Origin of the sequence: Pandoraea thiooxydans (genome assembly GCF_001931675.1) — a bacterium.
Taxonomy (GTDB): Bacteria; Pseudomonadota; Gammaproteobacteria; order Burkholderiales; family Burkholderiaceae; genus Pandoraea; species Pandoraea thiooxydans.
In genome coordinates, this window is record NZ_CP014839.1 from 3,025,638 (window position 1) to 3,051,692 (window position 26,055).

The following is a 26,055-nucleotide window of genomic DNA, read 5'->3' on the forward strand; positions in this document are numbered from 1 at the left end:
CCCGGTCAACAGAATAAGGAACCACGATGAAGAAATCACTCGTCGGCGCTTTTATCGCCACCTCGGCCACCTTTCTCGGTCTGGCCAGCCCGGTATCCTTCGCGCAAACCGGCATGCCGCAGCCCCCGGCAGCCCAGCAGCCGGCCTCCCCCGCGCCGGACTTCAACGACGCGCGCGATCAACACACCGCGCTCAAATGGTATCTGCAGCGCACCTTCGATGCAGTCGACACCAACCATGACGGCGTGATCGACCGCAAGGAGTGGGCCGCCTTCCAGGAAAAGAATCTGGCGCGGCGCCGCGCCGCCTTCGAGCGGCACTTCAAGGCCGACGACAAAAACGGCGACGGCACCTTGAGCCGCGCCGAGGTACAGGCCTCGGAACCGTGGCTGGCGCCGCATTTCGATCAAGCCGATCTGAATCATGACGGCCAGTTGTCGCAGGAGGAAGTGCGGGCCTACATCCGCAGGCTGCGCCACGCGGCGTACGCGCTCGATAATCCCCCGTCCAAGCCGTAGGCGGCAGTTGCCGTATCGACCGACAACGCCGGCGAGCCTCGTTCGCCGGCGTTGTCGTTTCTGCCTCGACGCACCAGGACCGCAGGGCCGGCCCGCCGGCGTCGCGCCTACTTGCCCGACAGTTGCGCTCTGACCAGCGCGCCGAGGCGCTCGATGCCGGCATCGATCTTGTCGACCCGGATCGACGAAAAACCGAGCCGGAAGCAATCGCGCTGCGGGTGATCCCCCATAAAGAACACATCGCCCGGCTCGATCAGGATGCCATGCGATTCGGCCTGACGCGCCAGCAGGCTGGCGTCGAGCCCCGCAGGCCCCTGCACCCAGCACGAGGCGCCGCCGGCCACCGGCACGAAGCGCGCCTCGGGCAAATGCCGGCGCAATGCCTCGCCGAGCGCCTCGGCGCGTTGCGAATAGGCATGCGCGAGCCGGCGCAGCAGCGCGTCGTGATGCCCGAGCGAGAGAAACAGCGCGAACGAGCGCTGAATGAAGGCCGACGGGTGGCGCACCATCAGACGGCGCAGCGCGCGCAATTCGCTGACCAGTTCGGCGGGCGCGACGATGTAGCCGAGGCGCAGGCCCGGTGCGAACGATTTCGACAGGCTGCCGACGTAGATCACGCGATTGTTGCGATCGAGGCTCTTGAGCGCGGGGTTGGGCGTACCGGAGAAATTGTTCTCGCTCTCGTAATCGTCCTCGATCAGCACGAAGTCTTTTTTCTCGGCCAGCGCCAGCAAGGCCTCGCGCCGCTCCAGCGGCATCGTGGTGGTGGTCGGGCATTGATGGCTGGGCGTGATGTAGACGTAGTCGCATTCGCCCAGCGTGGCGCTCACCGGCAAGCCGCCCTCGTCCACCGGAAAGCCGACCAGGCGCGGCGTGCGCATGCTGAAGATGTTGCGCGCGTCCGGATAGCCGGGGTTTTCCATGCCCACCGTGGTACGTGGCGACATCAATAGATCGGCCACCAAATAGAGCGCCTGCTGCGCGCCGTTGGTCAGGACGATTTCATCGGCGTTGGCCCAGACACCGCGGCGCGGCAGCACGCGCGTGCGCACTTGCTGGATCAGCGATTCATCGTCTCGCGCGATCATGTCAGGCGCCCAATCGCGAATCTCCATGACCGAGAGCGCCTTCATGCAGCACTCGCGCCAGTCGGCGGTCGGAAACAGGGCGGGATCGAACTGACCGTAAATGAAGGGAAATTCGTACTTCTGCCAATCGGATGGCTTGACGATATTGCGCTGGCGCGAAGGCCGCGACATGAAACGCGGCTCCCACGCCGGCCCGCCCGGCCGCTCGAGGGCGACGCGCGGCGCGGGGGCGTCGGCCGGCCGGGCCACCCGCCCCTGCAGCATGTCGGCATTGACGAAGTAGCCGCGCCGCTCGCGCGCGATCAGATAACCCTCGTCCACCAATTGCTGATAGGCAAGCACCACCGTGTTGCGCGCGACGTTGAGCTGGTCGGCCAACTCCCGGCTCGACGGTACCGGCACGCCGGGCTGCAGCTGCTCGTCGAGAATCGCCGACACCAGCATCTGGCGAATCTGGCCTTGCAGGCTCATGCCACTGTGGGCCGACAACTGGAACAACTGGTTCCACAGCACCGATGAAAGCCGGCTCGCCATGCGCTTATTCTCCCGTTGAGATTGCACTGCCAAAATTTTTGCCGCACCGCCCGATATTCTGCGAGGCGGCGCGGCACGCTGCCGCTATGATCGCTCTTGCAGCGCACAAATTCACATCGGGTTTGTACCGAGGTGCGCCAACGCGCCCCGCGTGCTGGCGCCCAGCCGCGCTTCGCGTGGCCTCATCGAATAATCTCATCTGGTTCTAACGCGCGGCCGCGCCACCGGCAATCATGAATAACACAAACGCGCGGTGCGCGGCCAGCAGTTTGGCGCATGCCGCTTCATAGCCACGTTTCGATTGCGTTCGCCATGAATCCAACCAGTGCTGTCGTGCCGAGCAAGCCGACGCCTAGCCAAGCCCCGCCGGGCGGCGCGGCCCACGAGCCGCCGACCCCGCCCCATGGCGGTGCGCGGCGCGGGGCCTGGCGTTCACTGGCCAGCGCATCCGGCATGACCCTGTGCGACGGCCGCGGACACAGCGTGCTGGACGCCACCGCTGGCGCCTTTGCCGTGCCAGCCGGACATAGCCGGGAATCGATCGCCGCGGCGGTCGGCCGGCAACTGGGCGAATGGCACGACAGCGTGACGCACGGGACGAGTCACCCGATGACCGGCGAGCTGACCCGACGGCTGCTGGCGCTGGCGCCCGACGGCATGGAGCGGGTGCAGTTTGCCACCACCCCGCGCGGCAGTCTCGAGCAAGCGCTGCGCGCATGCATCGCCACCCACGCCGCGCGCGGCGACCATCAGCGCACGATAGTGATCACCGGCCAACCCACGGCCCCCGGCTTGAGCCTGGCAACCCTCAGGCCGGGCACCAACGGCCGGCGCGCGCAAGACAACGGCCTGGGCGCCGGCCTGCTCGGCTTCGTGCATTTGCCGCATCCGCGCCTGGCGGAAAATCGCTTCGTCAAAGGCCAACCCGATCATGGCGATGCGCTGGCCGACGAGTTCGCACGCGTCGTCGAGCTGTTCGGCGCCACGCACATCGCCGCCTGCGTGCTCGAACCCATCGGCACCGCCGACGGCCTTCGGGTGCCGCCGCGCAACTACCTCGAGACGCTGCAAGCGTTGTGTCAAGAGCACGGCATTCTGCTGGTGTTCGACGAGTCCTCGTGCGGCATGGGGCACACGGGCGCCGCGTTCGGCGCGCTCAGCCTGGGCGTGACGCCCGACCTGATGGTGCTGGGCAATGCACTGACCAACGGTACGCTGCCGCTGGGCGCGCTGCTGATCGGCGAGTGCGTTTGCCAGGCGCTGGGCGATGTGTCCGGCGCGCCGCTCGACGACAGTGCTCACCTGCTGTATCCGGCCGCGTGCACGGCCGCGCTGGCGATGCTCGATCTGTGCGAGCAGGAAGCGCTGTTCGAGCGTGCGCAGCAACTGTCGAGCGCTTTTCTCGACCAGGTGTTCGCGCTGAGCGACCTGCCGGTGGTGCGCGACATTCAGGGCTTTGGCCTGCTCGCCGGCCTCGAGATCGACAGCGGCGCAGGCATAAGCCGGCACGGCGCGCACGCCGCCGATTTGCAGCGCCGCCTGTTCGAGGCCGGCCTGAACGTGCTGGCGCGCGGCGATTCCCTGCTGCTGGCGCCGGCCATGGTGATGACGCCGGACGAACTCGATCAGATATGCCGCACGCTGCGCAGCGTCCTGACAGATTTCAGTTGAAGTAGAGAGGAGACCGCCCAAACCCGCCGTATTGGGCGAAATAGTGGTTTGACAAACCGCAACATTCAAAACGAGAGAGGTGACACCGTGGCCCGCTTGAAGCATTTCATTCGCAAAACCTTTGCACTCCTGATAACCCCCGCGCTGGCGTGGGCATCGCTGGGTAGCCTGCCCGCGCATGCCCAGGACAAGGAAATCACTATCGCCTACCAGCAGATCGTCGATCCCTGGCTGGTGGCCATCGCCAACCATAGTTTCGAAAAAGCGACCGGCTACAAGATTCACTGGCGTCAGTTCGAATCGGGCGCGAAGGTGGCCACCGCATTCGCCTCGGGCGACGTCAAGATCGGCGTGATCGGCTCCAGCCCGCTGGCCGCGGCGGTCACTCGCGGCGTGGATCTTCAACTGTTCTGGATTCTCGACAATATCAACAACGCCGAAGCGATGGTGGTGCGCAACGGCTCCGGCATCAACAAGCCGCAGGATCTGGTCGGCAAAAAGCTGGGCGTGCCGTTCGCTTCGACCTCCGACTACCACGCGATGTTCGCGCTGCAGCGCTGGGGCATCAAGCCGTCCAGTGTGCATATCCTGAATATGCAGCCCAACCAGATTGCCGCGGCATGGGAGCGCGGCGACATCGATGCGGCCTATGTGTGGGACCCGGCCCTGTCGCGCATCAAGGAGACCGGCAAGGTGCTGATCACCTCGGGTGAGTTGAGCAAGGCCGGCAAGCCGACCTTCGACGGTATCGCGGTCGATCGCCAATGGGGCGCAGCCCATCCCGAATTCATGGCCAAGTTCATCAAGGTCATCGCCGATGCGGACGCCGCCTACCGCGATAACGTGAAGGCCTGGACGCCGGATTCGCCGCAGGTCAAGGCGATCGTGCAAATGATCGGCGGCAGCGCCAAGGACGTGCCGAACGCACTGGCGCTGTATGCGTTCCCGACCATGCAGGAGCAGGCCTCGCCCGATTGGCTGGGTGGCGGCGAGAAGAGCCGCGCGGCATTCGCGCTCAAGGACACCGCAGCTTTCCTCAAAGGCCAGCATCAGCTCGACAGCGTGAAGGCCGACTACAGCAGTTACGTCACCCCGGCGTACGTCGACGCCGCGATGAAGCTGAAGTAACGCCGCGCGCACTATCTGCTTGAACGCCGGGGCGCATCGCGGCCCCGGCCATCTCCTCCAGTGGGATCGAGATCATGGAAAATATGCAAATCAAGGACGTCAGCGTCATCTACCCGGGTCGCCGTGCCGGCGAACAGGTCCATGCGCTGGCCAATATCAATCTGGACATCAATGCGGGCGATCTGGTGGTCGCACTGGGGGCCTCCGGCTGCGGCAAGACCACGCTGCTGAGTCTGATGGCCGGCTTTATTTCACCGTCGAGCGGCGAGCTGCTGCTGGGCGACAAGCGCATCGAGGGCCCCGGCTCCGACCGTGGCGTGGTGTTCCAGAAGCACGCGCTGCTGCCGTGGCTCAATGTCATCGAGAACGCCGAATTCGGGCTCAAGCTGCAGGGCGTGCCCAAGGCAAAGCGGCGCGAGATCGCGGCGCGCAATCTGGCGCTGGTGGGCCTGAAGGACTTTCATCAACACATGATCTACCAGCTCTCGGGCGGCATGCAGCAGCGCGTCGGTATCGCGCGCGCGCTGACCTGCAATCCGTCGATGCTGTTGATGGACGAGCCGATGGCCGCGCTCGACGCGCTCACGCGGGAAACCATTCAAGAGCTGTTGCTCGACGTGTGGAAGGAAACGCACAAGATGATTTTCTTCATCACGCACAGCGTCGAGGAAGCCCTCTTCCTGGCCAGCCGGCTGATCGTGATGTCGCCGCGCCCCGGGCGTATCACGCACATGTATGAGCTGGATTTCAATCAGCGCTTTCTCGAGTCGCGCGACGCGCGCGCGGTCAAATCGAGCCCCGATTTCATCAGGATGCGCGAAACCGTGCTGAGCATCATCTATGGCGACGAACGTGCCGGGCAAGCCGGCATGGTCGCCAATCAGGCCGCCGCGGAGGTCGCTCATGCTTAACAAACAGGTCTACTCAGCCGCCCAGGCGCGCGATTCCGAAGCCAGAGGTCACACCATGAACACTTTGCCCAAGGCAGCGCCGGCCCGCCCGGGCCTGCTGACCAAGCTGTTCGCCAAGAAGCCCGCCAAACCGGGCGAGGCGTTCGGCGCGCCCGGCCAGGGCAGCAGCCTGGCCATCAGCGTCACGACGGTAGTGGCGTTGTTCCTGGTCTGGATACTGGTCACCGCGACCGGCATGGTCAAGCCGCTGTTCCTGCCGGGGCCGCATGCGATCTATGCGAAATTCATCGAAGTCTCGACCGAGGGCTTTGCCGGCTCGACACTGTGGCAGCACACGCTGATCAGCCTGTATCGCGTGTTCGGCGCCTTTGCGCTGGCGTGCGTCACGGCCATCCCGATCGGCATCATGATGGGCGTGAACCGCGTCGTGCGCGGCATTTTCGATCCGCCCATCGAGTTCTACCGGCCGTTGCCGCCATTGGCCTACCTGCCGCTGGTCATCATCTGGTTCGGCATCGGCGAGTTCTCCAAGGTGCTGCTGATCTATCTGGCGATCTTCGCGCCGCTGGCGATCGCGGCCCGCTCGGGGGTGCGCTCGGTGTCGATGGAACAGATCCACGCCGCTTATTCGATGGGCGCCTCGCCGCGGCAGATCATCATGCACGTGATCGTCAAGTCGGCCCTGCCGGAGATTTTCACCGGCATGCGCATCGGCGTGGGCGTGGGCTGGACCACCCTGGTGGCCGCGGAAATGGTGGCCTCCAGCAAGGGGCTCGGCTTCATGGTGCTCAACGCGGCCGAGTTCCTGGCCAGCGACGTGGTGATCATGGGCATCATCATCATCGGCCTGTTCGCGTTCACCTTCGATTTGCTGATGCGCTATCTGGAGAAGGTGCTGGTGCCCTGGAAAGGCAGGGTGTAAGCGATAACGGCGCGTGTATCGGCGTTATCGCGCGCGCCGGCCGTCGGCTGCCGGCAGGTCGAAGCGGAACACCGCTCCAGAGCCGGCATGCTCGATCAGGCGAATCTGGCTGTGATGCAGTTGCAGCATGCGTTGCACGATGAGCAACCCCAGCCCGCCCTGCCGGCGCGGATCGCCCAGGCTGGGGCGGCGAAACAGGCCCTCGCGCAAGGCGGCCGGCACGCCCGGACCGGTGTCGCTGACGGTGACTTCGACCTTGCCCTCGCGCGGCGCGAGCGCCACGTCGACCGAGCCGCCGGGCGGTGTGTGGCGAATCGCGTTGTCGAGCAGATTGGTCAGCACGCGCTCGATCATGCCCAAGTCGGCGGCCACCGCCGGCAACTGCGGCGGCAGGCTGGCCGCAAGGCGTACCTGCCGCGCTTGTGCCGCCAGCCCAAATTTCTCGAACACGTCCTGCACCAGATCGGGCAATGAGAAATTTTCCAGATTCGGCTGCACGAAACCGTGCTCGAGCCGCGCCAGTTCGAACAGCGACTGAGCCAGCCCACCGACCTTGCGGCTCTGATCCAGCGCTATCGACAGATAGCGGCGGCGCTCGGTCTCGCCAAGCGTATCGGCCTTGAGCGACAGGGTTTCCAGGTAACCGTGCAGCGACCCCAGCGGGGTCCGCAGATCGTGCGAGATGTTGGCGATCAGATCGCGCCGTTCCTGGTCCTGTCGCGTCAGCGTGCGCCATTGCTCGCCGATCCGGGTGGCCATTTGCGTGAAGGCGCTCTCGAGCACGGCGATTTCATCGCGCCGCCCGGGTGTCGGCAGCGGCGGTGCGGGCGGCGGCAGCGGCACGTCGCCATCGGCGTCGAACCGGCGCACCCGCTCGGTGAGCCGGCGCAGCGGCCGGGTGATCAGGCCGAACGCGAAGAGGCCGGCCACCAATCCAAGCAGCGCGACCAGCCCCATCGACCATAGCGTCGTGCGCAGCACGGCGTTCGCGGCCAGACGCGCCGCCAGCCGGTCGCGCGCCTCGCCCTGCAACACCACGTAGATATAGCCGGCCACGCCGTCGCGGCCGCCGACCTGCAGCGGCGCTGCGCTGAAGACCTTGCGCCCGTCGATGCTGCGTGGGTCGTCGCCGAAGATCGGCAGCGGTGCGCCGGCCAGAAACCGGTGCACTGGCGCGAGGTCGACCCGGTCGCGCCTGAGGTGGCCCGCCGGTGCGTCGTCGCCCTTGATGCGGCCGCTGCTGTCGAGCAAATACACCTCCACGCTCGGGTTGACGACCATCAATTGCCCGAACAGCCGCCGCAGCGCGTCCGGCTTCAGGCCGCTGGCATCCATCAGTTCGGTGTTGTGGGCGATATGCTCGGCCAGGCCGCGCGAGAGTCCCTGCACGACCTCTTCCTCGTGCATATGGTTTGCCCGCACCTGCAGCCATGCGGAGGCGCCGCAACAGGCCAGCAGCAATGCGGAAAACACCAGCGACAGGCGCTGCGTGAGCGTCAGATTCATGATGCGTCGGCCTCCGGCACGAATTTGTAGCCGTAGCCCCACACCGTCTGGATACGGCACGGCTGGGCCGGATCGGCCTCGATCTTGGCGCGCAGGCGATTGATATGGGTGTTGACGGTATGCTCGTAGCCGTCGTGCTGATAGCCCCATACGGCATTGAGCAGATCCATGCGCGAGAACACCTTGCCTGGATGGCGGACGAAGAAATACAGCAGGTCGAACTCGCGCGGCGTCAATTCGATGCGCTTGCCGTCGACGGCGGCCTCGCGCGTGAGCGGATCGATCGACAGCCCGCCCAGCATCAGGCTGCCGGCGTCGAGCCGCATGTTCTGGGCCAGCGCGTCGACGCGCCGCAGCAGCGCCTTGACGCGCGCCACCAGTTCGAGCACCGAGAACGGCTTGGCCAGGTAATCGTCGGCGCCCAGCTCCAAACCGAGGATGCGATGCACTTCGCTCGAACGTGCGCTGGTGATGATGATCGGCGTGTAGCGCGTCATCGCGCGGGCGCGCCGGCAGATCTCCAGGCCGTCGACGCCAGGCAGCATCAGGTCGAGGATCAACGCGTCCCAGCCGCCCTGTTCAAGCCGCCGCAGGCCCTCGTCGCCGTCGGCGCAGTGCACGACTTCGTAGCGTTCGTCGCGCAGATGCAGACACATCAGCTCGGCGATGTGGCTATCGTCTTCGACGATCAGTATGCGTTTGGGCTGGTCCATCCGTCATGTTCCGGAAAAGGGAATGCCGGGCCCGGGGCCGCGGCGGTGATGCCGCCATTGTGCGCAATTCCGGGGCGGCAAAGTATCACATTTAATTTAAGTTTACGTGAGGATCTGGCAACCAGCCTCGCCATACCATGCGCACATCGACCTTTGACTCCAGGAGAACGATGATGCCATCCCGCCGCGGTTTTCTTCTCACCGGCGGCGCCGCTGCGGCCGCCATGGCGGCCGTACTGGCCGGCCGGCGCGGGTTGCATGCCGCGCCGGCCGATGCTGCGGCGCCACACGAGACGTTCGAGGTGACGCACACCGACGCACAGTGGCGCCAGTTGCTCGGCCCCGAGCGTTACGCGGTACTGCGCGAGGACGCCACCGAGCGCCCCTACAGCAGTCCCCTGAACAATGAGCATCGTGCCGGCATTTTCTCGTGTGCCGGATGCCAGTTGCCGCTGTATTCGTCGCACACGAAATTCGACAGTCATACCGGCTGGCCGAGCTTCTGGGCGCCGCTGCCGCACGCGGTGGCCACCCGCGACGATCTGTCGTTCGGCATGGCGCGCACGGAGGTGCATTGCCGGCGCTGCGGCGGTCACCTGGGTCACGTGTTCGACGACGGCCCGAAGCCGACCGGACTGCGCTATTGCATGAATGGGCTGGCACTGCGCTTCACACCCAAGGCCGCCTGAACGCGGCCGAGCCTGCCCGGATCGATCGTTGCATCAACCAAACCAAGGAATCCTCCAATGCTACTCATTGTGCTCGCTTATCTCGGCGGCGTGCTGACGATTCTGAGTCCATGCATCCTGCCCGTGCTGCCGTTCGTGTTCTCGCGCGCGGACCAGCCTTTCGCGCGCAGCGGCCTGCCGCTGCTGGCCGGTATGGTGCTGACGTTCGCCGCGGTCGCTACCCTGGCGGCCGTCGGCGGCGGCTGGGTGGTCGCCGCCAACCAATACGGGCGCTGGCTGGCGTTGATCATGCTGGGTTTGTTCGGGATGACGCTGCTGGTGCCCCGCCTGGCCGAGCATCTGACGCGCCCGCTGGTCGCACTTGGCAATCGCTTGTCGAGCGCCGCCAACGCCAGCGGGCAACCCGGCGCCAAATCGTCGTTCCTGCTCGGCATTGCGACCGGGCTGCTGTGGGCGCCGTGTGCCGGACCGATTCTCGGGCTGGTACTGACCGGCGCCGCACTGCACGGCGCCAGCGTGGGCACTACGCTGTTGCTGCTGGCGTATGCCGCGGGCGCCGCCACGTCGCTGGCGGTGGCGCTGCTGCTCGGCAGCAAGGTGTTCGCCGCCATGAAACGCTCGCTGGGCGCCGGCGAATGGATTCGGCGCGGACTCGGCGCGGCGATGCTCGGCGGCGTGGCGGCCATCGCTCTTGGGCTCGACACCGGCGCCTTGGCCAGCGTCTCGACGGTAGCCACCAGCGGTCTCGAGCAAGCATTGATCCACGAGCTTTCTCCCGCGGCGACGCACCTTGCCGGCCCGGCCCGGGACGGCGCGATGATGGCCGCGCAGGCGCAACCGGATTCGTCGATGCGCATGGTGCGCACGGCTGCTTCGGTCACGACGGCCAGCGTCGCGCTGCCGGTCGAGGGGCAATTGCCGCCGCTGTCGGGCGCCGTGCAGTGGCTCAATTCGCCGCCGCTGACCGCGCAGGATCTGCGCGGCAAGGTGTTGCTGCTCGATGTGTGGACCTATTCGTGCATCAATTGCCTGCGCACGTTGCCGTATGTGAAGGCGTGGGCGAAAAAGTATCGTGACCAGGGGCTGGTGGTCATCGGCGTGCATGCGCCGGAGTTCGCGTTCGAGCGCAACGTGGCGAACGTCAAGCGCGCGGTGCACGAGCTGGGCATCGATTACCCGGTCGCGATCGACAATCACTATGCGATCTGGCGCGCGCTGCACAACGAGTACTGGCCGGCGGAGTATCTCGTCGACGCGCAGGGCCGAATTCGCCATCATCACTTCGGCGAGGGTGAATACGCGCAGACCGAACACGCGATTCAGCAACTGCTGGCCGAGGCGGGCCATCGAAACGTCGCAACCGGCCTGGTCGGCACGCCCGATAAAGGCGTGCAAATGGCGCCCGACAATGCCGATCTGCAATCGCCCGAGACTTATATCGGCTACCAGCGCGCCGAGCGGTTTGCGTCTGCGGGCGGCCAGACACGCAATTTGCCGCAGCAATATACGGCCCCGGCGCGGCCGGCGCTCAATCAGTGGGGCCTGGCGGGCACCTGGCAGGTGGGCGGCGCCCATGCCACGCTCGACGGCGCGACGGGCCGCATCGTGTACCGCTTTCATGCGCGCGACCTGAATCTCGTGCTCGGACCGGCCAAGGACGGCAAGCCGGTACGCTTTCGCGTGAGCATCGACGGCGCGCCGCCGGGCGCTGCGCACGGGGTCGATGTCGACGCCAAGGGCGACGGCACGATTACCGAACAGCGGCTATATCAATTGGTTCGGCAGGACAAGACCGTGACCGACCGCACCTTTGCAATTGAATTTCTGGATCCGGGCGTTCAAGCGTACGCTTTTACTTTCGGATGACTTGTTACGCCACTCAAGCATGTATCGAGGAATCACATCATGAATACTTCAATCCGTCGTCGCACGCGCTGGACTCGGCCGATGCTGTTGAAAATGGCCGGCGCCGCCGTCGTGCTGGCCGGCCTGCTGGCATGGCAAGGGTCGGTACAGTCGGCCGAGAATGCGGTCACCATTCCGGCCCCGGCCAAGGATGAAACCGTCGGCTCCGTGCATAGCGAGACAGCCGTGCTCGCCGGCGGCTGCTTCTGGGGCGTGCAAGGGGTCTTCCAGCACGTGCGCGGCGTCACGCAGGCGGTGTCGGGCTACTCGGGCGGCGCGGCCAGCACGGCCCAGTACGAAACGGTCAGCGGCGGCGACACCGGCCACGCCGAATCGGTGCGCATCACCTACGATCCGACCAAGATCACCTATGGGCGCCTGCTGCAGATCTATTTCTCGGTAGTGCAGAACCCGACCGAGCTCAACTACCAGGGGCCCGATCACGGTACCCAATACCGCTCGGCGATCTTTCCTCAAAACGCGATGCAGCGCAGCGTGGCGCAGGCGTATATCGCCCAGCTCGACGCCGCGCACGTATTCCCCGCGCCGATCGTCACGCGGGTGGAAACCTTCAAGGGCTTTTACCCTGCCGAGGGCTATCACCAAAACTTTTTGACGCTGCATCCTGACAACCCGTACATCGCCTATAACGATCTGCCGAAGATCGCCAACCTGAAACAGCTTTTCCCGCATTGGTATCGCAGCGATCCGGTGTTGGTGAGTGCGGCGGCTCGGTAAGACGCACCGGCGGCTCGGCGCCCGCCGCTCAGGCAAAGAAGCGCAGCGCCGTCAACCCGTCAATGGCGGCGACCACCCACTTCTGTTTGCCGGTGACGTGGTCCTTGCGCAGCAGGCTCGAAAGCAGCATGGCGAGGAATCCCGTCGAGTTCAAGATGGGCCAGGCGACCGCCGAGACGGTGCTGCCGACGGCGCCGATGAAGGTCATTTGCGTGACGACCGTGAGACCGCCCCTGAGCAACAGCATGCCGCTCAGCGGCGGTCTGAAAACGTGCGACTGCCGCTGCATCAACCGACGCCACAAGGGGATGCAGCTCAGGGCCGCCCGCCAGATGATGACCGCGGTCGTGAAAACCACGGCGAGCCGCAGGTGCGAAGCGGAGAAAGACGGTGCCAGAAGCGGCGAGAGACCGGCCTGCAGCACCAGCGCACCGGCTATGAAAGCGCCGGCGGTCAAAAGCCCGGAACGGCGGTGGCGCGAATCCGCCGCAAGGAAAATCGGCAAGCTCACCAGCGTCGTGGCAACCGCAAAGCCATAGGTTTTCCACTGCCAGTCGTATGTTGTCCAAAATATCCCGATGGGGATGAGTAAATCGGAGAACTTGCCAACGACCGTGACCTGGTTGACGTTCAGGTGACGAAACCCATACGAAAAAGCATAGGCAGTCAACTGCACCAGAGCGGCAAAGCCCACGGTGCGCCAATCCAGCAGGCAATGCGCGATCTCGCGCCCCGCACCCAGCAGCAGGCCTGCGAGCGTCATCAATGCCGCCGGAATGAGGTTATTCCATAAATTGACGTTGAGAATGGAGAGATTTTTCAGCCCGATCTGGTATCGGTCGATGAGATTCAATCCAGCCCGGCTCACGGCGGAGATCAAAGCAAGCACCATGACCCATTGCGTGGTCGCGAGATCGCTCATGAGGTTGATGTTTTGTATTCGATGAATGGAGCGACATGCTATCGGGGTGAATTCCTGGCGGACATTAGAAATCTCCGATTGCGGATTAAGACCCATAAAGAATGGCGGTACGATCCTTGGCGCACAGCTGCGCACAAACGAAAAGGCCGAACTGTCCGTTCGGCCTGGTCTGCGCAACACAGCGGAAATGACCCCGGATCAGCGCCGCTTGGGTCGCTCGCTGTCGATCTCTTCGAGCACGTCGCGGAATTCGGCGACGTCTTCGAAACTGCGGTAGACGGATGCGAAACGGATGTAGGCGATCTTGTCGAGCCGCTTGAGCTCGCGCATCACCAGTTCGCCGATGCGCTGGCTGACGACTTCGCGCTCGCCGCCGGCCAGCAGTTTGTATTCGATGCGGGCGATGGCGGCGTCGAGCGCTTCGGCGCTGACGGGGCGCTTGCGAATCGCCAGCTGCATGCTGGCGCGCACCTTGGCGCGATCGTAGTCGGCCCGGCTGCCGTCTTTCTTGACGACCGAGGGCAGCGCCAGTTCGACCCGTTCGTAGGTCGTGAAGCGCTTGTCGCAGGAGGGGCATTTGCGGCGCCGCCGGATGGCGGCGCCGTCCTCGGCCTCGCGCGAGTCGATGACCTGGGTGTCATCGTGACGGCAGAAGGGGCAGCGCATCGCGGCGGGCCGTGGTGGGTAGCAGGCTCAGGCGCTCAGCGATAGACCGGGAAACGCTTGGTCAGGTCGGCCACTTGCGCGCGCGCGCGTTCGAGGTTCGCCGCATCGGCGGGATTCTCGAGCACGTCGGCGATCAGGTTGCCCACTTGCACGGTCTCGGCTTGCCCGAAGCCGCGCGTGGTCATCGCCGGCGAGCCCAGACGAATGCCGCTGGTCACGAACGGCTTTTCCGGATCGTTCGGAATGGCGTTCTTGTTGACCGTCATGTGGGCTTCGCCCAGCGCCGCTTCGGCCGCCTTGCCGGTGATTTGCTTGGCGCGCAGGTCGACCAGCATCACGTGCGACTCGGTGCGCCCGGAGACGATGCGCAAACCGCGCTGCACCAGGGTCTCGGCCAGCACGCGGGCATTGTCCACCACCTGTTGCTGGTACACCTTGAAATCGGGCGACAGCGCCTCCTTGAAGGCCACGGCCTTGCCGGCGATCACGTGCATCAGCGGGCCGCCCTGAATGCCGGGGAAAATCGCCGAGTTGACGATCTTCTCGTGCTCGGCCTTCATCAGGATCACGCCGCCGCGCGGGCCGCGCAGGCTCTTGTGCGTGGTGGTGGTGACGAAGTCGGCGAACGGCACCGGGTTCGGGTAGACGCCGGCGGCGATCAGGCCGGCATAGTGCGCCATGTCGACCATGAAGTAAGCGCCGATCGATTTGGCGATCTGCGACATGCGCTCGAAATCGATGTGCAGCGAATAAGCCGAGGCGCCCGCGACGATCAGCTTCGGTTTGTGCTGTTCGGCCAGCTTGGCGGCGGCGTCGTAATCGATCTCTTCTTTTTCGTTCAGCCCGTAGCTGACCACGTTGAACCACTTGCCGGACATGTTGACCGGCGAGCCGTGCGTGAGGTGGCCGCCATGCGCCAGGCTCATGCCCATGATCGTGTCGCCCGGCTTGAGCGCGGCGAAGAACACACCCTGATTGGCCTGGGAGCCGGAGTTCGGCTGCACGTTGGCGGCCTCGGCGCCGAACAGTTGCTTGACGCGATCGATCGCCAGCTGCTCGACCACGTCGACGTATTCGCAACCGCCGTAATAGCGCTTGCCCGGGTATCCCTCGGCGTACTTGTTGGTGAGCTGCGAGCCCTGTGCGGCCATGACCGCCGGGCTGGTGTAGTTTTCCGAGGCGATCAGCTCGATATGGTCTTCCTGGCGCTGATTTTCCTGCTGAATGACCGCCCAGATTTCGGGGTCGATATTCGCGATCGTGTCCTTGGCTTTGTCGAACATGGGTTTTCCGTTGGGTTGAACAGGTTATCCGATGAGGCGGGGCGGGCATGCCAACGATTGGTGGCAAGCAATAGACAGAGCAGCCCCGCCATCACGGCTGCCCAGGCGAACGGCAAAAATGCGCCCCGCGCTTCCCGGTGGGTCAGTCCACCTCGGGCATGCCGGGCATGCCGTAATCGCCAGTCACGCGGGGGATATGGCGCCAGTAGTGTATGCGAGGACGGCCTGATAGGCAACCGGGCCAAACCCCGGTGGTGTTGCGCGGCCGCCGCGCCGGATTCAGGCGGCCGGCTTGCGTGCCGCGAACAGCACGCCGAGGGCGACCGAGGCCAGCCGCGAGAACGGCGAATCGGCCCGGCTGGTGAGGATCACCGGCACCCGGGTGCCGAGCACCAGCCCCGCGCATTCGGCGTGGCCCAGGTAGACCAGCGATTTATAGAGGGTATTGCCGGTTTCGAGATTGGGCACCAGCAGGATGTCGGGATGGCCGGCCACCGGCGAATGGATTTTCTTGATGCGGGCCGATTCGAGCGAGATGGCATTGTCGAACGCCAGCGGGCCGTCCAGCACGCCGCCGGTAATCTGGCCCCGATCGGCCATCTTGCACAGCGCCGCCGCGTCGAGCGTGCCCGGAATGGCCGGATTGACCGACTCGGTGGCCGACAGAATGCCGACCAGCGGTTTGGCAATGCCGACCACATGCGCGAGATCGATCGCATTCTGGACGATATCGCGCTTGACCATCAGATCCGGCGCGATATTGACCACGCAATCGGTCAGCATCAGCGGCTTGGGCATGTCGGCCATGTCGAACAGGAACACATGCGAGATGCGGCGGCTGGTGCGCAGGCCCGCCTCACGGCCGACCAGCACCCCCATCAGTTCGTCGGTGTGCAGGCTGCCTTTCATGATGGCCTGGGCCTGCCCTTGTCCGACCAGTGCGGCGGCCTCCCGCGCAGCGGCGACCGGATCGTCGGGGGTGTCGACCAGGGTTGCACCGCTCAGGTCGATGCCGCCGGCAGCGGCCACCTGCGTCATGCGCTCGCGCGGCCCGACCAGCAGCAGCTTGCCCAGCCCGCGAGTGCTCGCGCCGATCGCGGCGCGCAGCGAGACTTCTTCGCACGGATAAACGACGGCGATCGTGATGCTGGAGCCGGCGGCCTGATCGATCAGGCCGTTCAAATAGGGGTAGGTATACGACATGTCTCCTCCTGGACGGGCGCGCCGCCCCTGGCCTGGCCGGCCGGGAGGAGCTCCCGCGACTAAAATGTTTGCGCCAGTTCCCGGGCTGCTTCCTGCAGGCGCGGCACGAACTCCATGGCCCGCGACAGCGGCGTGCGGGCGATCGGCGCGTGCACCGCGATGGCCGCCAGGCACGTGCCGTTGACCGAGATCAAGGGCGCCGCCACGCAGGCGATGCCAGCCACGAATTCTTCGTTGTCGACCCCGATCTGCTTGTAGGCGATGCGATCGAGCTCGGCCTCCAGCAATTCCACGTCGGTGATGGTGTTGGCCGTGAAGCGTTCGAGCTTCAGGGTTCGCACCAGCATGCCGCGCTCCTCGCGCGGCAGCATCGCCAGCAGCAGCTTGCCGCTGGCCGAACAGTGCACGGGCACTTGCGAGCCGGGCTTCAGATCCAGTCGCAGCGGCCACGGGGCCTCTTTGCGATCCAGATACAGCACCTCCGTCTCGTTGAGCATGGTGAGATTGCAGGTCTCGCCCAGATCGGCCACCAACCGGCTCAGGATGGCATGCCTGACGCGCCGCCCGCCGGTATGCATGACCACGTTCATGCCCAACTGCGACAGGCGCGGCCCGATTGCATAGGTGTTCTTGCCGCCGGGTTCGCGAATCACCAGGCCGCCAGCCTCGAGCGCCGCCAGCATGCGGTGCAGCGATGCCTTGGGCGCCTCGAAGTCCTGCACGATCTCGGCCAGCGACAACGGCCGATCGGCCTTGACGAGGTGCTCCAACAGCGCAAAGGCGCGCAGGGTGGGCGTATCAGCTTTATTCATGCCGTCTTCCGTTCCGAAAAATGAAACGGGCTTATTGTACCGGCTGCCGTCCGCGCCATCCTGCCGCGCGCGCACTCCCTCCTGCGGCGCCTGGTCTGGCGCCGTTTGCTTTGCTGGTTTGGCCTGCCTGGTCGGCGGGCCCTCTGCAAGCACTCCAGTCATTGCTTCATAACTCCCGGTATGCACGGGCTCAATATGCGGCACGATTAAATTTTTGTCAACGAATCGTACCGAAAAATTTTTTTGTAACCGGTATTGTCTTTTTAGTGTCTTTGTACAAAAATAAACCGTACATTTTGTTCCATAAATTTTTGGCGGCTGACGCCGTCGCCCACCGCCCCCCCTAAATAGGAGACATACCATGGCCAACCGCCAAGTCACACAGGGCAAAACCAAAATGACGCCATCCGAAGCGTTTGTCGAAACGCTGGTCGCCAACGGCGTGACCGATGTGTTCGGCATCGTCGGCTCGGCCTGCATGGATGCGCTGGACATTTTTCCGGCCGCCGGCATTCGCTACATTCCGACCGTGCACGAACAAGGCGCCGGCCATATGGCCGACGGCTTCTCGCGCGTAGCCGGCCGCCATGGCGTATGCATGGCGCAGAACGGCCCCGGCATCACCAACTTCGTGACGTCGATCGCCGCGGCCTACTGGGCGCACAGCCCGGTGGTCATGATCACGCCGGAATCCGGCACCATGACGATGGGTCTGGGCGGCTTCCAGGAAACCGAACAACTGCCGATCTTCTCGAAGATCACCAAGTTCCAGGGGCACGTCAATAATCCGCGCCGCATGGCCGAGATCACCGGGCGCTGCTTCGATCGCGCGATGCTCGACATGGGCCCGACCCAGCTCAATATTCCGCGCGATTATTTCTACGGCGAATATGAGTACGAAATTCCCGAGCCGATCCGCATCGAAAACGGCCCGGGCGGCACGCAAGCCCTGGTCGAAGCGGCCGAGCTGCTGGCCAGCGCGAAGTTTCCGGTGATTCTGGCCGGCGGCGGCGTGGTGATGTCCAACGGCGTCGAGGCCTGCGTGGCGCTGGCCGAGTTGCTCGACGCGCCGGTGGTCAACAGCTACCTGCACAATGACTCGTTCCCGGCCAGCCACCGCCTGTGGTGCGGCCCGCTCGGCTATCAGGGCTCGAAAGCCGGCATGAAGCTGATCTCCAAGGCCGACGTGGTGCTGGCCCTGGGTACCCGGCTCGGACCGTTCGGCACGCTGCCGCAGCACGGCATGGACTACTGGCCGAAGAACGCCAAGATCATTCAGGTCGACGCCGATCCGAAGATGCTGGGCCTGGTCAAGAAGATCTCGGTGGGCCTGTGCGGCGATGCCCGCTCGGCCGCGCTGGCCCTGGCCGAGCGCCTGAAGTCGCAATCGCTGGCGTGCCACGCCAACCGCGACCAGCGCCTGAACGACATCAAGCAGGAAAAGGCCGCCTGGGAAGCCGAGCTGACGGAATGGACGCACGAGCGCGATCCGTACAGCATGGACGTCATCAAGAACGCCAAGGAAATGCATCCGCGCCAGATGTTGCGCGAGTTGGAAAAGGCCATGCCGAAGGATGCGATGGTCTCGACCGACATCGGCAACATCTGCTCGGTTTCCAACAGCTACCTGCGTTTCGAGCAGCCCCGCTCGATGTTTGCGGCGATGAGCTTCGGCAACTGCGGCTATGCGTTCCCGGCGATCATCGGCGCCAAGGTGGCCGCGCCCCATCGTCCGGCCGTGGCCTACGTCGGCGACGGCGCCTGGGGCATGAGCTTCGGTGAAATCCTGACCTGCGTGCGCGAGAACATCCCGACCACCGCCGTGGTGTTCCACAACAAGCAGTGGGGCGCGGAGAAGAAGAACCAGGTGGACTTCTACAGCCGCCGCTTCGTCGGTACCGATCTGGAAAACCCGAGCTTCGCCGCGATCGGCCGCTCGATGGGCGCCGAAGGTGTGGTGATCGATCAGCTGTCGGACGTCGGCCCGGCGCTGGCCGCGGCCTGCGCTGCCCAGAAGGAGGGCAAGACCACCATTATCGAAGTGATGGTCACGCGCGAACTGGGCGACCCGTTCCGTCGCGACGCTTTGTCGATGCCGGTGCGCCTGCTGGACAAGTACAAGGACTTCGTCTGAGTCCATGGATGGCGCCGCGCTTGCGGCGCCCGCCTATCGCGCCGCGGGCTTCGCCCCGCGCGCGGTAAAATTTGCGCAGTGCCCTGGGGGCGTCGCCACACCGCCCTCTCTGTCAGTAGCGAAATAAAGAAAAGCGCCACCCGTTGCCCAGCGCAGCCGGTATAGAGCGTCGAGTGAAAAAATCAGGAGGCTTCACTGTGTCAGTCGTTCCCTTTCCCGCTCGTGCCGTGACGCGCGCCCGCGCCGGCAGCCTGCCTGCGGCGAATCGTCATCCGTTCCCGTTCCTGGACCACGGCGCGCAGCGTCGGCGTATATCCCTGGCACCGCGCGCGTAACCCGCCCGCGAGCCGCGCGGCCGCGGCCGCATCCCTATCGCAAACCACACCGTTGCCAACGGCACAGGCCGGGTGCATCCGTTCGCGCGCAGCGCGAGCCCGCCCCGCGCATGCCGCCGGTGTTTTCGTCACGCTTGTCCGCCAAGAGGAGGCCGGCATGTATCAAGATCCACGCTCGAATCCATCATCGAGCCGCTTGCAGCACAGTCTGAAACAACGCCATATGTCCATGATCGCGCTGGGTGGCGTGATCGGCGCCGGCCTGTTCGTCGGCAGCGGCGTCGTTATCCACTCGGCCGGCCCGGCCGCGATCATTTCGTTTCTGATTACCGGCGCGCTGGTGGTGCTGGTCATGCGCATGCTCGGCGAGATGGCCTGCGCGCTGCCGGCCGTCGGCTCGTTCTATGAATATGCCCGGCTGGCGTTCGACGACCGTCCGGCGGCGGGCGAGCTGGCGGGCTTTCTGACCGGCTGGATGTACTGGTATTTCTGGGTCATCGTGGTCGCGGTCGAGGCCGTGGCGGGGGCCTCGCTGGTCCAGTTCTGGCTGCCAGGCGTGCCGGCCTGGACCATCAGCCTGGTGCTGCTGGTCCTGCTAACGCTGACCAACCTGGTGTCGGTCGCCTCTTACGGGGAGTTCGAGTTCTGGTTCGCCTCGATCAAGGTCGCGGCCATCGTGGTGTTTCTGTTCCTGGGCGGCCTTTATGTGCTGGGCCTGTGGCCGCACGCCACCGGCGGGCTGAGCAATATCACCGCGCATGGCGGCTTCATGCCCAACGGCATCGGGCCGGTGCTCAGCGGCGCGGTAGCCGCGACCGGTTTCTATTTCGGTGCCGAGATTGTCACGATTGCCGCGGCCGAGGCCGCCGAGCCGCACCAGGCGGTCGCACGGGCCACCAATTCGGTCATCGGTCGCGTGCTGTTTTTCTACGTCGGCTCGATTCTGCTGGTGGTTGCCCTGGTGCCATGGAACTCGGCCGGCATGGCTACGCCCTATGTGAGCGCGCTGGAGGCGATCCATATTCCGGCCGCGGCCAACATCATGAATGCCGTGGTGCTGACCGCCGTGCTCTCGGCGCTCAATTCGGGTCTTTACGCGTCCTCGCGCATGCTGTTCGCATTGACCCGGCGCGGCGATGCGCCAGCCGCGCTGGCCCGGCTGAACGGTCGCGGCGTGCCGGTGCGGGCGATTCTGGCCGGCACCCTGTTCGGCTATGCCGCAGTCGTCATGTCATATGTCTCGCCGGACAAGGTGTTTGCCTTCCTGGTGAATTCGTATGGCACGGTGGCGATTTTCGTCTATGTACTGATCGCCCTGTCGCAGCTGCGGCTGCGCGCCCGGCTCGAACGTCAGGCGCCCGAGCGCCTGAAAGTACGGATGTGGTGCTTTCCGTGGCTGACCTACGTCGCCATCGCCGGCATGCTCGGCATCGTCACCGCGATGGCCTTCATTCCGTCGCAGCGCACGCCGCTGGCGCTCGGCGTGGTAAGCTTGGCGATCCTGCTGGCGGCGTTCGCGCTGCGCTCGATCTGGCGCGGGCCCCGCCTGCCCCAGGGACAGTACGAAACGTAATACGGGCGACCGGCGCGCGCCGGTTGCGAGCACCCAGCCGGCGCCGCCTGTGCGCCGGCTTTTTTTTGCACCATTCTGGCTCCCACGAAGGCTCCCAACTGGCCCTAACGCATTGGCCGCGCAACTGGTTCAATGACATCCATGGGGTCGTTCGAACCCCGGCATCGAACCTGTATTCCGAGGAGTCAAAAATCATGGATCAACAAAACCAAGTCAGCGTCGAATTCCTGCAAGCCTTCAGCGATGCGTGGAACCGCCACGACCTGGACGGCCTGATGGAGTTCATGGCCGACGACTGCGTCTTCCAGGCCGCCGGCGGCCCCGAATTGTGCGGCAAGACGTTTGCCGGACGCGCGGCGGTACGCGAGGGCTTTGCGCTGGCCTGGCAAGCTTTTCCCGATGCGCAGTGGCTCGACGGCGTGCATTTCGTGTGCGGCGATCGTGGCGTGTCGGAATGGACCTTCACCGGCACCCGTGCCGACGGCACGCGCATCGAGGCGCGCGGCGTCGACATCTTTACGTTTCGCAACGGCAAGATCGCCGTCAAGAACGCGTTCCGCAAGGACCGTCCGCCCGTTTCCGGGGCCGCTCGCTAATCCGGTCGCCGCTAGGAGACAGTCATGGAAACGATCCTGAAACAGGCGAGCGCTGCCGGCGGCAACGGCGACGACAGCCGGCACGGCAGCCCGACCCAGCCGTCGAACAAGTACGATCCGCAGTACGACCCGCTGGTCGCGCCCGACCCGGGGCGCGGGCGCGAATACGCGCCGACCTACTGGGCGGCCACGGCCGGGCCGGCGCCCGACGACGACGGCCCGATCACGCACGACATCGACGTCGACGTGGCGATCATCGGCGCCGGTTTCACGGGTCTGGTAACGGCGCTGGAACTGGCGCGCGAATATGGCATCAAGGCAACCGTGCTGGAAGCCAATCGGGTCAGTTGGGGCTGCACCAGCCGCAATGGCGGACAGGCGCAAAACGCCTCCGGGCGCCTGACCCGCAGCCAGTGGATCGAGCGATGGGGACGCGAGACGGCGCTCAGGATGCACGCCGAGATCCGCGACGGGTTCGATTATTTCAAGCATCTGATCGAAAGCGGCAACATCGCCTGCGACCCGCAGCCGGGCGGCCACCTGTACATCGCCCACCGGCCGTGGGCAATGGAGAAGCTGCGCGCGCAGTCGAAGGTGCTCAACGAGGTATTCAACTACAAATCGCGCATTCTCAGCGCCGACGAGGTCAAGCGCCAGTACGTCGGCGACGCCGAGTGCCATGGCGCCATGCACGAGCCGGACGGCATCGGTGTGCACCCGCTCAAGCTGGCCTACGGCTATTTGCGCATGGCGCGCGAGGGCGGCGCGACGGTGCATCCGTCCAGCCCGGTGACGCACTGGGAGACGCGCAACGGCATCCACTATCTGACGACCCCCGGCGGGGTGGTACGGGCCCGTGCGGTCGGCGTGGCCACCGGCGGCTATACGTCACAGGGGCTGCATCGGCAGTTGCGCAACCGGATCATGCCGATCCTGTCGAATTCGATGGTGACGCGGCCGTTGACCGATGCGGAGATCGCCGTCTGCAATTTCCGCACCAACGAGGTCATTACCGACACCCGCACGCTGCGCCACTACTACCGCAAGCTGCCCGACAACCGTGTGCAGATCGGCAGCCGCAGCGCGATCACCGGACGCGATGCGCCCAACCAGCGCCATCAGCAATTATTGATCGACGGCCTGCATCGCAAATTCCCGGCACTCAAGGGTATCCAGATCGATTATTCGTGGTGGGGCTGGGTCGACGTCAGTCACGACATGATGCCGCGCATCGTGCAGCCCGACCCGAATGAAACCGTGTATTACGCACTCGGCTACGGTGGCAATGGCGTGATGTATTCGGCCCAGGCCGGCCGGCGTATGGCGCAATGGATCGCAGGTCACGGGCGCAAGCTGGATTTGCCGATCTTCACCTCGCCGCTGCCGGGCCACATGTTCGCGCCGTTTCGCCGGCTCGGCCAGCGCATGCTGTTTCACTGGTACCACTTCCGCGACGAACGCGCCTGAGGACCCCGCGACCGGCCGGCTCTGCCCGGCCTGGCGCGCGCTATGGCTGCGCCGGCTGCTGCAGCAATGGCGCGAGCCGTCGCGCCGTCTCCTCCATTTTGGGGACCGCCTGCATCAGGTCGCTCAGGCTCAGCCGCGCAGTCGGCGCGTGGCACGCCAGCGCGGCGATGGTATGACCGTCGGCCGCGCGAATCGGCAATGCCACGGCAACCATGCCTCGCACGAATTCTTCATTGTCCACCCCGATATTGCGCACCGCCATGCGGTCGAGTTCGGCCGCCAGCAATCCCGCGTCGGTCAGGGTGCGCGGCGTCATGCGTTGCAGCGGCAAGCGCGCCAGCAACTGCTTGCGCTCGAGCGCGGACATCTGCGCAAGAAACAGCTTGCCGCTGGCGGTGCAGTGCAGCGGCACATGCGCGCCCGGCAGTAGCTGCTGGCGCAGCGGCTCGGCGGTTTCGACCCGTTCGACGTAGAGCACGCGGTCGCCGTCGAGCGCCGTGATATTGCAGGTCTCTCCAAGCGCCGCCACCAGAGTGCGCAGCACCGCGCGACACGAGCGCGTGAAGCTGTTGTTGCCGAGCGTGGCCAGCGCCAAGTGCGCCAACGCCGGCCCCGGCATATAGCCGCGCTCGTTAGGCGCGTGCACGATGAAGCCGCCGGCTTCGAGCGACTCCGTCAAACGCAGCAGCGTCGCCTTCGGAATGTGCAGGCGAACCGATAGTTGCGACAGCGTGAGCGGATGGCCCGCCCCTGCCAAGTGCGCCAGTACCGCTACCGGCCGCAGCGCACGCGCCTCCTCCGCACCACCCTCGGTACCGCGCGAGACGCCGCGGGCGGCGGCTTCCTCACTTGTCTCCATGCTTGTCTCTTTTGAAACAAAAATAAATGTTTTGATCCACTTTTTTCGATCTTAGCCCAATTTGCTTGATGAGAAATCAATTGATTCATAAAGTCGAAACAAATCATTCCATTATTAAAACAGGAGCGAGACACCATGAAGCGCGATTACGACTATGTCGTGGTGGGCGCGGGTTCAGCCGGCTGTGTCCTGGCAAACCGCCTGAGCGAAAACGGTAAATACTCGGTCTGCCTGCTCGAGGCCGGCCCGCCCGACCGGTATGTATGGATTCACATCCCGATCGGTTACGGCAAGACGATGTTTCACAAGGTCTACAACTGGGGGTTTTATACCGACCCCGATCCGAACATGCTCGGACGCCGCCTGTATTGGCCGCGCGGGCGCACGCTGGGCGGCAGCAGCTCGATCAACGGCTTGATCTACATTCGCGGCCAGAGCGCCGATTACGACCGCTGGGCCGCGCAGGGTAACGCGGGCTGGAGCTGGCAGGATTGCCTGCCTTACTTCAAGCGGCTCGAACACAACGACCTCGGCCCCGGCGCCACGCGCGGCACCGACGGTCCGTTGTGGGCAACCAGCATCCCGACCCGCAACGAACTGGTGGAGGCTTTCATCGGCGCGGCCAATAAGCTTGGCGTGCCGCGCGTGGACGACTTCAACACCGGCCATCAGGAAGGCGTCGGCTACTACCAGTTGACGACCCACAACGGCAAGCGCTGCTCGACTGCCGTGGCCTATCTGAAGCCGGCACGCCACCGCCCCAACCTGCATGTCGAGACCGACGCGCAGGCAACCAAGGTACTGTTCAAGGGCACACGCGCGACCGGCGTGCAATACGTCAAGCACGGCCAGCAGCATGAGGTGAGCGCGCGCCAGGAGGTGATTCTCTCGGCCGGCGCGCTGCAGTCGCCGCAGTTGCTGCAATTGTCGGGCGTCGGACCCGGCGCGTTGCTGCAGAAGTTCGGCATTCCGGTGGTCAAGGACGCGCCGGGCGTGGGCGAGAACCTCCAGGACCACCTGCAGATTCGCCTGATCTACGAGGTGAGCAAGCCGATCACCACCAACGATCAGCTCAACTCGCTATGGGGCCAGGCGCGCATCGGCATGCAGTGGCTGGTCTCGCGCAGCGGGCCGCTGGCGGTGGGTATCAACCAGGGCGGATTGTTTTGCCGCGCGCTGCCGGACGAAGCCGCCACCCCCGACATCCAGTTTCACTTCGGCACCCTGTCGGCCGACCAGGCCGGCGGCTCGGTGCATCCATTCTCCGGCTGCACCTATTCGGTGTGTCAGTTGCGCCCCGAATCGCGCGGCACCGTGCGCATCCAGTCGACCGATCCGCTCACGCCGCCGTCGATGCAGCCGAACTACCTGTCGGCCGACCTGGATCGGCGCACAGCCGTGGCCGGCGTGAAATTCGCGCGCCGCGTCGCGCAGGCCGACCCGATGCGCGCGCTGATGAAACGCGAGCACCGCCCCGGCCACGAAGTGCAAAGCGACGACGAGATTCTGCATTTTTGCCGGGAGTACGGCGCGACGATTTTCCACCCGTCGGGCACCGCGAAGATGGGCCCCGCGCAGGACCCCATGGCGGTGGTCGACGAACGGCTGCGCGTGCGTGGCGTGGCCGGTCTGAGGGTGGTGGATTGCTCGATCATGCCCACCCTGGTGTCGGGCAACACCAACGTGCCGGTGGTGATGGTCGCCGAGAAAGCCTCGGACATGATTCTGGCCGACGCCGTTGCCACGCGCGAGCCACTCGCCGCCTGAGCCCGCTTTTTGCAGTACGCACGACCCGCTGTATCTCATCAGAAAAAAGCGCCGGGAGGAGACATCTACGGCGCCCATCAACCGCCCTCGGGCGGCAACCATCAACGGAGACATT

At 65.1% G+C, this 26,055-nt stretch carries 22 protein-coding genes and 1 riboswitch; of the genes, 13 read left to right on the top strand and 9 right to left on the bottom strand.

Annotation, left to right across the window (positions count from 1 at the left end):
* Positions 1–26: 26 nt before the first annotated feature.
* Positions 27–518 (top strand): EF-hand domain-containing protein, encoded by a 492-nt coding sequence (locus PATSB16_RS13870; protein WP_047214712.1) that lies wholly within the window; start codon positions 27–29, stop codon positions 516–518.
* A 107-nt stretch (positions 519–625) separates the two neighbouring features.
* On the opposite strand, the gene pdxR is transcribed toward PATSB16_RS13870, so the two are convergent.
* Positions 626–2,140, bottom strand: a complete 1,515-nt coding sequence (gene pdxR, locus PATSB16_RS13875; RefSeq protein WP_047214714.1) for a MocR-like pyridoxine biosynthesis transcription factor PdxR — start codon at positions 2,138–2,140, stop codon at positions 626–628.
* A gap of 312 nt (positions 2,141–2,452) precedes the next feature.
* Between pdxR and PATSB16_RS13880 the strand changes: the two genes are divergently transcribed.
* From PATSB16_RS13880 to PATSB16_RS13895, 4 genes are all read left to right on the top strand, one after another.
* Complete coding sequence (locus tag PATSB16_RS13880; RefSeq protein WP_047214716.1) at positions 2,453–3,811, top strand: aminotransferase class III-fold pyridoxal phosphate-dependent enzyme; 1,359 nt, start codon at positions 2,453–2,455, stop codon at positions 3,809–3,811.
* Positions 3,812–3,898: 87 nt separating this feature from the next.
* Positions 3,899–4,939 (top strand): taurine ABC transporter substrate-binding protein, encoded by a 1,041-nt coding sequence (gene tauA, locus PATSB16_RS13885; RefSeq protein ID WP_418303868.1) that lies wholly within the window; start codon positions 3,899–3,901, stop codon positions 4,937–4,939.
* Between the two features lie 74 nt (positions 4,940–5,013).
* The gene (locus PATSB16_RS13890) at positions 5,014–5,850 is read left to right on the top strand and encodes a taurine ABC transporter ATP-binding protein (protein WP_047214717.1); all 837 of its coding nucleotides are present in this window, start codon (positions 5,014–5,016) and stop codon (positions 5,848–5,850) included.
* Between the two features lie 55 nt (positions 5,851–5,905).
* The gene (locus PATSB16_RS13895; protein WP_047214718.1) at positions 5,906–6,772 is read left to right on the top strand and encodes an ABC transporter permease subunit; all 867 of its coding nucleotides are present in this window, start codon (positions 5,906–5,908) and stop codon (positions 6,770–6,772) included.
* Positions 6,773–6,796: 24 nt separating this feature from the next.
* Here the strand turns inward: PATSB16_RS13895 and PATSB16_RS13900 are convergent, their stop codons facing one another.
* Positions 6,797–8,278 (bottom strand): sensor histidine kinase, encoded by a 1,482-nt coding sequence (locus tag PATSB16_RS13900; RefSeq protein WP_083566780.1) that lies wholly within the window; start codon positions 8,276–8,278, stop codon positions 6,797–6,799.
* Positions 8,275–8,991: a response regulator transcription factor gene (locus PATSB16_RS13905; protein ID WP_047214719.1), complete on the bottom strand. Its 717-nt coding sequence runs from the start codon at positions 8,989–8,991 to the stop codon at positions 8,275–8,277. Before PATSB16_RS13905 ends, PATSB16_RS13900 begins: the two co-directional genes overlap by 4 nt.
* Before the next feature lie 173 nt (positions 8,992–9,164).
* On the opposite strand from PATSB16_RS13905, the gene msrB reads away from it, so the two are divergent.
* From msrB to msrA, 3 genes are all read left to right on the top strand, one after another.
* A complete protein-coding gene (gene msrB / locus PATSB16_RS13910; RefSeq protein ID WP_047216575.1) occupies positions 9,165–9,680 on the top strand; it encodes a peptide-methionine (R)-S-oxide reductase MsrB in 516 nt (171 codons plus the stop codon).
* 57 nt (positions 9,681–9,737) lie between these two features.
* Positions 9,738–11,546 (top strand): cytochrome c biogenesis protein DipZ, encoded by a 1,809-nt coding sequence (locus PATSB16_RS13915; protein WP_047214720.1) that lies wholly within the window; start codon positions 9,738–9,740, stop codon positions 11,544–11,546.
* 81 nt (positions 11,547–11,627) lie between these two features.
* Positions 11,628–12,323 carry a peptide-methionine (S)-S-oxide reductase MsrA gene (msrA, locus tag PATSB16_RS13920; RefSeq protein WP_418303899.1) on the top strand — a complete coding sequence of 232 codons (696 nt, stop codon included), beginning with the start codon at positions 11,628–11,630 and terminating at the stop codon, positions 12,321–12,323.
* 28 nt (positions 12,324–12,351) lie between these two features.
* Here the strand turns inward: msrA and PATSB16_RS13925 are convergent, their stop codons facing one another.
* The 5 genes from PATSB16_RS13925 to PATSB16_RS13945 form a co-directional block, all read right to left on the bottom strand.
* Positions 12,352–13,245, bottom strand: a complete 894-nt coding sequence (locus PATSB16_RS13925) for a hypothetical protein (protein WP_156884750.1) — start codon at positions 13,243–13,245, stop codon at positions 12,352–12,354.
* A 198-nt stretch (positions 13,246–13,443) separates the two neighbouring features.
* A complete protein-coding gene (gene nrdR, locus PATSB16_RS13930; RefSeq protein ID WP_047214722.1) occupies positions 13,444–13,911 on the bottom strand; it encodes a transcriptional regulator NrdR in 468 nt (155 codons plus the stop codon).
* A 35-nt stretch (positions 13,912–13,946) separates the two neighbouring features.
* Positions 13,947–15,194, bottom strand: a complete 1,248-nt coding sequence (gene glyA, locus PATSB16_RS13935) for a serine hydroxymethyltransferase (protein WP_047214723.1) — start codon at positions 15,192–15,194, stop codon at positions 13,947–13,949.
* A 92-nt stretch (positions 15,195–15,286) separates the two neighbouring features.
* A riboswitch (ZMP/ZTP riboswitch) is annotated at positions 15,287–15,391 on the bottom strand.
* Positions 15,392–15,473: 82 nt separating this feature from the next.
* Positions 15,474–16,397, bottom strand: coding sequence for a bifunctional enoyl-CoA hydratase/phosphate acetyltransferase (locus PATSB16_RS13940; RefSeq protein ID WP_047214724.1), 924 nt, complete (start codon positions 16,395–16,397; stop codon positions 15,474–15,476).
* A gap of 59 nt (positions 16,398–16,456) precedes the next feature.
* Positions 16,457–17,209 (bottom strand): IclR family transcriptional regulator, encoded by a 753-nt coding sequence (locus PATSB16_RS13945; protein WP_047214725.1) that lies wholly within the window; start codon positions 17,207–17,209, stop codon positions 16,457–16,459.
* A gap of 361 nt (positions 17,210–17,570) precedes the next feature.
* Here PATSB16_RS13945 and xsc point away from each other — a divergent pair, with 361 nt between their 5' ends.
* From xsc to PATSB16_RS13965, 4 genes are all read left to right on the top strand, one after another.
* Positions 17,571–19,343 carry a sulfoacetaldehyde acetyltransferase gene (xsc, locus tag PATSB16_RS13950; RefSeq protein WP_047214726.1) on the top strand — a complete coding sequence of 591 codons (1,773 nt, stop codon included), beginning with the start codon at positions 17,571–17,573 and terminating at the stop codon, positions 19,341–19,343.
* A 492-nt stretch (positions 19,344–19,835) separates the two neighbouring features.
* The gene (locus PATSB16_RS13955; protein WP_047214727.1) at positions 19,836–21,251 is read left to right on the top strand and encodes an amino acid permease; all 1,416 of its coding nucleotides are present in this window, start codon (positions 19,836–19,838) and stop codon (positions 21,249–21,251) included.
* Positions 21,252–21,445: 194 nt separating this feature from the next.
* Complete coding sequence (locus PATSB16_RS13960; RefSeq protein ID WP_047214728.1) at positions 21,446–21,847, top strand: nuclear transport factor 2 family protein; 402 nt, start codon at positions 21,446–21,448, stop codon at positions 21,845–21,847.
* Positions 21,848–21,871: 24 nt separating this feature from the next.
* Positions 21,872–23,314 (top strand): NAD(P)/FAD-dependent oxidoreductase, encoded by a 1,443-nt coding sequence (locus PATSB16_RS13965; RefSeq protein ID WP_047214729.1) that lies wholly within the window; start codon positions 21,872–21,874, stop codon positions 23,312–23,314.
* Positions 23,315–23,354: 40 nt separating this feature from the next.
* Here PATSB16_RS13965 and PATSB16_RS13970 read toward each other — a convergent pair whose 3' ends face one another.
* The gene (locus PATSB16_RS13970; protein WP_047214730.1) at positions 23,355–24,173 is read right to left on the bottom strand and encodes an IclR family transcriptional regulator; all 819 of its coding nucleotides are present in this window, start codon (positions 24,171–24,173) and stop codon (positions 23,355–23,357) included.
* 135 nt (positions 24,174–24,308) lie between these two features.
* On the opposite strand from PATSB16_RS13970, the gene PATSB16_RS13975 reads away from it, so the two are divergent.
* Positions 24,309–25,940 (top strand): GMC family oxidoreductase, encoded by a 1,632-nt coding sequence (locus PATSB16_RS13975; RefSeq protein ID WP_047214731.1) that lies wholly within the window; start codon positions 24,309–24,311, stop codon positions 25,938–25,940.
* The last annotated feature ends 115 nt before the right edge of the window (positions 25,941–26,055 follow it).

Coding starts and splice junctions, on each gene's coding strand:
- pdxR (WP_047214714.1), bottom strand. CDS start 2,140: ATGGCGAGCCGGCTTTCATCGGTGCTGTGGAACCAGTTGTTCCAGTTG.
- PATSB16_RS13945 (WP_047214725.1), bottom strand. CDS start 17,209: ATGAATAAAGCTGATACGCCCACCCTGCGCGCCTTTGCGCTGTTGGAG.
- PATSB16_RS13900 (WP_083566780.1), bottom strand. CDS start 8,278: ATGAATCTGACGCTCACGCAGCGCCTGTCGCTGGTGTTTTCCGCATTG.
- PATSB16_RS13870 (WP_047214712.1), top strand. CDS start 27: ATGAAGAAATCACTCGTCGGCGCTTTTATCGCCACCTCGGCCACCTTT.
- PATSB16_RS13955 (WP_047214727.1), top strand. CDS start 19,836: ATGTATCAAGATCCACGCTCGAATCCATCATCGAGCCGCTTGCAGCAC.
- msrB (WP_047216575.1), top strand. CDS start 9,165: ATGCCATCCCGCCGCGGTTTTCTTCTCACCGGCGGCGCCGCTGCGGCC.
- msrA (WP_418303899.1), top strand. CDS start 11,628: ATGCTGTTGAAAATGGCCGGCGCCGCCGTCGTGCTGGCCGGCCTGCTG.
- PATSB16_RS13925 (WP_156884750.1), bottom strand. CDS start 13,245: ATGAGCGATCTCGCGACCACGCAATGGGTCATGGTGCTTGCTTTGATC.
- PATSB16_RS13890 (WP_047214717.1), top strand. CDS start 5,014: ATGGAAAATATGCAAATCAAGGACGTCAGCGTCATCTACCCGGGTCGC.
- glyA (WP_047214723.1), bottom strand. CDS start 15,194: ATGTTCGACAAAGCCAAGGACACGATCGCGAATATCGACCCCGAAATC.
- PATSB16_RS13895 (WP_047214718.1), top strand. CDS start 5,906: ATGAACACTTTGCCCAAGGCAGCGCCGGCCCGCCCGGGCCTGCTGACC.
- PATSB16_RS13940 (WP_047214724.1), bottom strand. CDS start 16,397: ATGTCGTATACCTACCCCTATTTGAACGGCCTGATCGATCAGGCCGCC.
- PATSB16_RS13915 (WP_047214720.1), top strand. CDS start 9,738: ATGCTACTCATTGTGCTCGCTTATCTCGGCGGCGTGCTGACGATTCTG.
- PATSB16_RS13975 (WP_047214731.1), top strand. CDS start 24,309: ATGAAGCGCGATTACGACTATGTCGTGGTGGGCGCGGGTTCAGCCGGC.
- xsc (WP_047214726.1), top strand. CDS start 17,571: ATGGCCAACCGCCAAGTCACACAGGGCAAAACCAAAATGACGCCATCC.
- PATSB16_RS13905 (WP_047214719.1), bottom strand. CDS start 8,991: ATGGACCAGCCCAAACGCATACTGATCGTCGAAGACGATAGCCACATC.
- PATSB16_RS13965 (WP_047214729.1), top strand. CDS start 21,872: ATGGAAACGATCCTGAAACAGGCGAGCGCTGCCGGCGGCAACGGCGAC.
- PATSB16_RS13970 (WP_047214730.1), bottom strand. CDS start 24,173: ATGGAGACAAGTGAGGAAGCCGCCGCCCGCGGCGTCTCGCGCGGTACC.
- nrdR (WP_047214722.1), bottom strand. CDS start 13,911: ATGCGCTGCCCCTTCTGCCGTCACGATGACACCCAGGTCATCGACTCG.
- PATSB16_RS13880 (WP_047214716.1), top strand. CDS start 2,453: ATGAATCCAACCAGTGCTGTCGTGCCGAGCAAGCCGACGCCTAGCCAA.
- PATSB16_RS13960 (WP_047214728.1), top strand. CDS start 21,446: ATGGATCAACAAAACCAAGTCAGCGTCGAATTCCTGCAAGCCTTCAGC.